Below are 695 nucleotides of genomic sequence, written 5' to 3'. Positions count from 1 at the left end.
CCGGGGTGCTGGCGGCGCTGGGGGTGCGGCCCGGCCGGCCGCGCGCGGAGGCCCGGCGGCCGGGGCTGGCCGACGATCCCCGGGTGCGGGCGGCGCTGGACGGGCGCCGGGCCTCGCTGGCGCCGTTCTGGCTGCGGATGCAGGACCCGTCGGACACGCTCACCGGGCACGCCCTGGTCGTCGACGGGGAGGACACCTTCACCGCGATGCTCGCGCACGTGCTGCGCTCGGCCGGGCTCGGCGTCACCGTGCGGCGCTACGACGAGCCGGGGCTGCGCGAGGCGGTGCTCGGGCACGACGGCCCGGTGGTACTGGGGCCCGGCCCCGGTGACCCGTCCGACACCGCCGACCCGAAGATGCGCTTCCTGCGCGCGCTGGCCGCCGACGTGCTCCGGGACAACCGGCACGGTGTCCTCGGGGTCTGCCTGGGGCACGAGCTGATCGCGGCCGAGCTGGGGCTCGACATCGTCCGCAAGGAGGTGCCGTACCAGGGGGCGCAGACGGAGATCGACCTGTTCGGGCGGCGGGAGACCGTCGGCTTCTACAACAGCTTCACCGCCCGCTGCGACGACGAGGCCGCCGCCGAGCTGGCCGCGCACGGCGTGGAGGTGAGCCGCAGCGCCACGCACGAGGTACACGCACTGCGCGGGCCCGGTTTCGCGGGCGTGCAGTTCCATCCGGAGTCGGTGCTGACG

1 protein-coding gene is annotated in these 695 nt (G+C 76.3%); it reads left to right on the top strand.

The features are described from left to right. The coding region (locus GTW67_RS22880; protein WP_161166685.1) for an aminodeoxychorismate/anthranilate synthase component II at nucleotides 1–695 on the top strand (695 nt) is incomplete at both ends.

This window comes from Streptomyces sp. SID5910 (genome assembly GCF_009862125.1).
Lineage (GTDB): Bacteria > Actinomycetota > Actinomycetes > Streptomycetales > Streptomycetaceae > Streptomyces.
This window is presented reverse-complemented; position numbering and strand designations above follow the sequence as displayed.